Source organism: Cytobacillus sp. FSL R5-0569, assembly GCF_038007265.1.
GTDB classification, from domain to species: domain Bacteria; phylum Bacillota; class Bacilli; order Bacillales; family Cytobacillaceae; genus Cytobacillus; species Cytobacillus kochii.
On the sequence record NZ_JBBOWW010000002.1, the window covers coordinates 110,436 to 116,849 of the forward strand.

Genomic DNA, 6,414 nt, shown 5'->3' on the forward strand with positions numbered 1-6,414 from the left:
GCATTCCTGGTCAGACCATTCTTACGGTGGATGTTCATGACCTTCTTATAAAGCAAAATCATCCAACGCTTCATCAATCATATCGTCACTAATACCGATATATCTTAAAGTAATTGAAGGGGATGAATGACCGAATATCTTCTGAAGCATGGCAGCATCCTTTGTCTTCTGATAAAAGTGATAACCAAAGGTTTTCCGTAACGTATGTGTGCCAATAGCATCTTTAATGCCGACTTCACGCGCTGCATCATTCACAATCTTCCACGCTTGCACTCTACTGATTGGTTGTTGTCCTTTTCTCGATGGAAACAAATAATCTGAATCTGCCAGATTACGTATGTACTTGTCAATTTCATTTCGCAAAGTAGTAGTTATCTTAATGCGACGCACTTTTTTTGTTTTTCGTTCTCGAACTTTGAGATATTCCGCATTTCTCACATCCAATACTTTTAGGTGGATTATATCGCTAATCCGAAGTCCTGAATTAATCCCAAAAACAAAAAGAAAGTAATTTCTATATGATTGGTGTAATAGTACTTCCTTCATGTTTTGAATTGTTTCCTTTTCTCGGATCGGCTCAACAGCATTCGCCCCAGTTCGTTTGGATTTCACGGTGCACCTCCATCTACTCATTTTGTTAAATTAAATATAACACTATTATATAAAACGTTAAATTCATTTTTTTATATACCTCAATAAAAATAGAAAAACCCTTGATTATCAAAGGTTTCTCCGGTTTTTCCACCAATATACGAATTTAACAAAATATCTATTATGTTAGATTCGATGTTAAATACTCAACTACCATTCATATTTAAGGATTTGACAAGTCTGACAGGATTCCTTCTGCTCTACTAAATCGTGTGGTGTGGAAATTTATAAGTAATAAGGTAACGGATATAATACTTCTTTATACTCGTTCTCTAACCGTTCCCAAAAGGTTTCAATATTCTTTATAAAATCAAGGCAGAACGTTTTTTCTAACCGTAATCTCTTATCAAGTGAATTATTACTAGCACTAACAGAAGGAATTGCATCAATAGCTTTTAATAATTTTTTGTTTTCTTCATTAACAATTCCTCCGTTATGAACAAAACAGTTCCGTAACTGATTACAATGATTAATATACGTCCATTCTTCCGCTTGGTTTGGAAAGTCAATTCCCACGACTTTCTTTAAATACTTACTAGCTTTTTCAATTCCATTTCCGTTTAAATCATTCACACTTACGGCTATACGCTTTCTACTTTGTAATTGTTTACACGGCCTAATACCAGCGAAGCTGCTATAGACCGCAACAAGTAATTTAATGAAAGCTAAAGCTTAATTTACAGGGGAATTAGGTGTCACAAAAATGATCTATTTAGTTACGACTATACCCCTCCCTGTATAAATTGGCTACAAAATGCCTAAAAGACTGTGTAACAAAATAACTGTCACATAAATTTCTTATAACAATATTAACTTCAAACGTTTTTGGGACAAATCATCGTAGGGAATATCTTCTTATTGCGGGTGGTGACATCTTGGCTGGTACTACCCCTCCTTGTGTAACTTTATGTAAAAAAAGGTATAATTAACTTATCAAAATACCAACATTCTTATGATAACTACCTATTTATCTATAAATAATATAAGAGGTGATTCCATTTTGAAAAGTACAGGAATTGTAAGAAAAGTAGACGAGCTAGGAAGAGTTGTAATACCAATGGAATTAAGAAGAGTAATGGATATTAACATTAAAGACCCACTAGAAATTTTCGTAGATGAAGATCAGATTATTCTTCGTAAATATTCACATGCACGTGCATGTATGATTACAGGGGAAATAAGCGATAGCAACGTTGAACTTGCTGGAGGAAAGATTGTATTAAGTACCGCTGCAATTCATCTACTTCAAGAAGAATTAAAGGATTACATAACTGTAAATGCTTAATCGCACATACTAAAAGGAGGACCTAGTCCTCCTTATTATTCTTGATTTTGTTCATCAACGCTTGGATATGGTCCGTCATATTCACCGAACGCATAAATTTTTCTATATATTCCTTCTTTGTTTGAAAAGTCCATTTCGAGCAATGATTCTCCACTAACTGTCCATTTAATTGACGGTTCACTATAGTTTTCCCCTGGTAACCTCTCATAGTAAAGATTAATTGAGTAGTTAAACGCTCCTGTTTTCGTCTGTTCTCTAGACTGAATTAATCCGCTATCTTTCAAAAAATGAAAGAAGTCAATCATCTCCATTCTCATGTCTACATTTTTATCTATAACTAAATCAAACGTGAAGCCATTCTCAAAATTTATAATTGTATCTTTCTCATTTTTGGTAATAGGAAAAACAAACGGATTTTTTTCAGACGTCGTATTATCATAAGTAGCACCAATAACATTTGTCATTAATTCAATTTCATCTTTGGAATGATCATAATAATATCGGTCTGTTCCGTATATAGTTTCTACAGCTTCCGATATCGTTTTCGCTTTCTCCATAGCTTCGATATTATGCCAGTGATAAGATGTTATCACTCTACCATCTTCGGTTTCCCCTTCAATTGATTTTGTATCAGGTTTGATTTCTTTACTTTCGGTATTTTCAGGTTGGGACACTTCGGTGACGACTTCTTCACCCGCTTCTACTTTCTTTTTTTTTCCTTCCTCATCTCCGCACCCCGTTAACAAAAATAAAGCAGCTGTAATAAATATAGCTTTTTTCACTTTTCTAATCCCCTTATCCTTTTAATCTACCTATCTGTTTTTAATTTCATTATAGCTTAAATGTCTAATTAAAAAGGATAATTTCTTGACAAAAAATATACAGCGCCCATACATTCTAGTAGACATAACTACTTATTATCGGCAATTACAAAAAGCCAGAACCCTTGTGGGAACTGGCTTTTCGTTTGCGCTTTTATTGGCCAATCATTATACATTTAAAAATTCATTGATTAAGCACGATTTGTTCTTTTTAAAGAATGAATGGAAACATGCATAATTCCTCCCCAACTTCCCTTATTGCCGACCTTTTTCTTAAGAAAAAAAACCACCTTAAGGTGGCGGTCATTAACGAAAGGTTTTGCTTTATTTTGCTTTTTTCGCTTTCTTCGGTTTCAAAGGAATGCTGTATTTTTTACTATGCTCATGTAATTTTTTCGCCAACTCTTCCGCTTCTTTTTTGGTCAATTTCATTTAACTTTTCCTCCCCAAATCTCTTTTATCAAAAGTTTGGTCAACAATGAATCTTTTTAAACATACCCCCTCTCTATCTCTCATATACATAAATTAAATCTAAGACACTATGACACTGTCTTAAAGCACACTGACGAAATGAGGGGATTGTTTTGTTGAAAGAAGAGGAGAAAAAGAAAAGAAAAACTCGTTCAGATAAAAAAAGAGAAATCAAACCGACCATTTCCATTGAATTAAAAAATTGTCTTTACCGATTGTCTTATATCACTAATCAACCCGTAAAAGATATTGTAGAAATCCTTTGCGAAAAAGGATTGCAGTCGAGAAAAGTCATGGAATACTTGTCTCAATATTTCAGAAGGGATTACCAGTTTTTCAATACAACCTTCTTTGGACAACTCGAAAGGGAATCGCTACAAAGAAAGTATCAATCACCTAAAAACGAAAGGGTCTCGGTTCGATTCACCCAGTGGACATATGAAGATATTCGCCAGCTGTCAGATGCCTTAGACGTCACGCCATCAAAAGCAACCGCTTTATTACTAGACGCAAGCGTGCAGAATGTGAATTTATTGAATGCCATGGTCAAATTATTCTTACATGAACAACTCGATCAATCACGCATGGATGAATTAAAACAAGTCATGAAGTATGTAAATAAGAATAATCCATACAACGAAGAAATATCTTGGTTTACTCTTTTATCCATGATTTTTGAAGAGGTAAAAGACAGTACCACCAATGTAAAAGTAGCCATTAATAATTGGTTGAGCAAAAAAGAATAGTTCATGCTTCAGCTACGCAAAAAAAGAAATTAACTACGCTTCAGATTGGCTCTGAGGCGAAATTAATTTCTTTTGGAAAGGTGAATGGTTTATAATTTCAATTGTAGCTTTGGAATTTATCAAGACCTAAATCGTAAAAAGTCATAAAAAATAAAGAGTGATACATATTAGTCATGTATAATATGTATCGCTCTTTACTACTTTTTTCGCAATCGCGCCCGATAATGGAATGAATAGAATATTAATTTAAAGGTTCTAATTTCATCATTGCACCAAAATATTGTGAAGCAGTTGTAAAAGAGATAAATGCACATAATTCACTTATTTCCTCTTCAGTGAAATATTCTTTTAAAATATCAAAAGATGAATCAGCTATGTCACCCTTTTGTTTTAAAAAGACTTCTGCAAATCCTACTGCAATAGAAGTTTTTTCATTAAACTTATCTGGATCAGGTTTTCCTTTCGCCTTACAATACTCACATCCGTTACTTTGGGCTAATGTTCTCCTTACTTGTTCCTTTAATTCAGATGTTAGTAGTCCATCTTTTTCTAACACATTTCCTAACTGATTCCATCCTTCCATTACTTCTTTATTATGCCCCAATAGTCTCTGAAAATGTGTTTCCCCGAAATTAGATCCAACAATCCTTGCCATATAGGTACCTCCCTGTTATATTTAATTACAAATTAATTATAAAAAATAAAATCACTAAAACAAATTAAATTTATAACGATTATCAAATTAATCTTTTATAAAATTAACGATTATTGGGGATAGACTTTAAAAATGAAAATAGATGATATTGATAAAAAAATTTTAGATGAACTACTTAATAACAGCCGTCTATCAATGAGCGAGCTTGGGAGAAGGGTGAATCTGTCCTCCCCATCAGTAACAGAACGGGTAAGGCAAATGGAATCATTTGGAGTTATAAAAAAATATACTTTAGAAGTGAATTATGAAAAATTAGGTTTACCAATCCAATGCATAATTGAAGCAACAGTTAAAAATGGTGACTATAAATCTTTTAAAAATTATATTGAGAAACTTCCAAACGTCGAATTCTGTTATCGAATAGCAGGAAGTGCGTGTTATATGCTTAAAATGCAATTTGAAACGTTCGATAAAACAGAAAAGTTTATTGATGAAGTAAATCCAATCGCACATACTGTAACACATTTTATTTTTTCACAAGTTTCAACATATTTAAAAATTAATATGGATTGATAAGTTTTCAGTCAAAAGCAATACTCTTTATTTACCAGACAGTTAATTGAAATAGCATGCTTAAATAATAATGGAAATTCTTGAACGAGTTCCTGCTTATTCCACAAAATGGCCCGATTCTGGTATAACCTTATTCAATAATTGCGCCCGATTCCAGAAGACTATAGATTTCTAACCTTCGGCATCTGCCTTTGTTCTATGAACAGTACCAAAAGGATGATTAGGTGGTGCATAAATTGAATAAAGCTTTAACGGTATATTACCTGTATTGGTTACATTATGCCAAGTATTGGCAGGTACTATAATGGCAAAATCATCACCCGCATTTCTTACAAAATTCAGGTTATCTTTACTCTTACCCATCTGAACAAGTCCTTGACCTTCCTCAATTCGTAGAAATTGATCAACCTTAGGGTGAATTTCCAACCCTATATCATCTCCAACGTCAATACTCATTAAGGTCACCTGCAAATGACTTCCGGTCCATATAGTATCTCGATAGGTATTATTTTGTTTAGCAGCCTGATTGATATTTATTACAAAAGGTTCTTTTCCATGGTCATTTAATATGGAACTAGTATATCCCTGAGTGTTTGGATATGACCAATATTGATTTGCATAGCGCCTAGCATATGACATATTTCCATAGCCAAGACCAAACATATTATCATGATTACACATTTGCCCATTACTATAATAAGTGTTCGAATAATAAGGATACATATAAAAAGGGTTATTCATTAAAACATACCTCCAAAGATATATGATTATAAACCCATCATATGTCCCGCGGATTTAGAAGTTCATTGCTAATTCTTATTCCGTTATCTGGCCCGATTGCGGAATAAAAAATTCCTGCATTGATACAGGAATTTTAATCAAACTTTATTATAAATTATCGAACTTTTTTACAAATTATCAGACGTTATTTTAAATCAACATCAATTTAACCCCCTCCTAGTTAAGAACCTAACGTTTCTGCATGAATCTGCTTAAAATCATTAACAATCCATTTTTCCCCTTCATTTTGTAAGAATGCTTCTACAGTAATCCTGTTATCTTCTCTTTGACCATTATTTAAATTTACGGTTGAACCTTCAAATACCACTAAAGCACTTTCTTTTTCAACTGACGGGTAAATATTAATGTCTTTTATTCGATATTCCATAGAAAGCGTGGTTTCTTCTTCTGTTTCAGGAAAGAAGCGTTCCA

At 33.2% G+C, this 6,414-nt stretch carries 8 protein-coding genes and 1 pseudogene; 3 read left to right on the forward strand and 6 right to left on the reverse strand.

All coding sequences use genetic code 11. The annotated features are described in order from the left end of the window. Window positions 1-45: 45 nt before the first annotated feature. A complete protein-coding gene (locus MKX78_RS24225) occupies window positions 46-546 on the reverse strand; it encodes a site-specific integrase (RefSeq protein WP_252188118.1) in 501 nt (166 codons plus the stop codon). Between the two features lie 330 nt (window positions 547-876). Continuing rightward, complete coding sequence (locus MKX78_RS24230) at window positions 877-1,224, reverse strand: hypothetical protein (protein WP_307317412.1); 348 nt, start codon at window positions 1,222-1,224, stop codon at window positions 877-879. A 427-nt stretch (window positions 1,225-1,651) separates the two neighbouring features. Between MKX78_RS24230 and MKX78_RS24235 the strand changes: the two genes are divergently transcribed. Then, the gene (locus MKX78_RS24235) at window positions 1,652-1,936 is read left to right on the forward strand and encodes an AbrB/MazE/SpoVT family DNA-binding domain-containing protein (RefSeq protein ID WP_307317414.1); all 285 of its coding nucleotides are present in this window, start codon (window positions 1,652-1,654) and stop codon (window positions 1,934-1,936) included. Window positions 1,937-1,971: 35 nt separating this feature from the next. Here MKX78_RS24235 and MKX78_RS24240 read toward each other — a convergent pair whose 3' ends face one another. Then, window positions 1,972-2,718 (reverse strand): hypothetical protein, encoded by a 747-nt coding sequence (locus MKX78_RS24240; protein ID WP_307317417.1) that lies wholly within the window; start codon window positions 2,716-2,718, stop codon window positions 1,972-1,974. Window positions 2,719-3,344: 626 nt separating this feature from the next. Here MKX78_RS24240 and MKX78_RS24245 point away from each other — a divergent pair. Further along, window positions 3,345-3,974 (forward strand): hypothetical protein, encoded by a 630-nt coding sequence (locus MKX78_RS24245; protein WP_307317420.1) that lies wholly within the window; start codon window positions 3,345-3,347, stop codon window positions 3,972-3,974. A 241-nt stretch (window positions 3,975-4,215) separates the two neighbouring features. Here MKX78_RS24245 and MKX78_RS24250 read toward each other — a convergent pair whose 3' ends face one another. Beyond that, window positions 4,216-4,629 (reverse strand): carboxymuconolactone decarboxylase family protein, encoded by a 414-nt coding sequence (locus tag MKX78_RS24250; protein ID WP_116354206.1) that lies wholly within the window; start codon window positions 4,627-4,629, stop codon window positions 4,216-4,218. Between the two features lie 132 nt (window positions 4,630-4,761). On the opposite strand from MKX78_RS24250, the gene MKX78_RS24255 reads away from it, so the two are divergent. Beyond that, entirely contained in the window at window positions 4,762-5,202 is a 441-nt protein-coding gene (locus tag MKX78_RS24255) for an Lrp/AsnC family transcriptional regulator (RefSeq protein ID WP_116354207.1), read from the forward strand. Window positions 5,203-5,373: 171 nt separating this feature from the next. On the opposite strand, the gene MKX78_RS24260 is transcribed toward MKX78_RS24255, so the two are convergent. Next, complete coding sequence (locus MKX78_RS24260; RefSeq protein WP_223254522.1) at window positions 5,374-5,943, reverse strand: cupin domain-containing protein; 570 nt, start codon at window positions 5,941-5,943, stop codon at window positions 5,374-5,376. A 220-nt stretch (window positions 5,944-6,163) separates the two neighbouring features. Further along, a pseudogene (locus MKX78_RS24265) lies at window positions 6,164-6,414 on the reverse strand (MerR type regulator); the annotation flags it as partial.

Coding starts and splice junctions, on each gene's coding strand:
- MKX78_RS24225 (WP_252188118.1), bottom strand. CDS start 546: ATGAAGGAAGTACTATTACACCAATCATATAGAAATTACTTTCTTTTT.
- MKX78_RS24250 (WP_116354206.1), bottom strand. CDS start 4,629: ATGGCAAGGATTGTTGGATCTAATTTCGGGGAAACACATTTTCAGAGA.
- MKX78_RS24255 (WP_116354207.1), top strand. CDS start 4,762: ATGAAAATAGATGATATTGATAAAAAAATTTTAGATGAACTACTTAAT.
- MKX78_RS24260 (WP_223254522.1), bottom strand. CDS start 5,943: ATGAATAACCCTTTTTATATGTATCCTTATTATTCGAACACTTATTAT.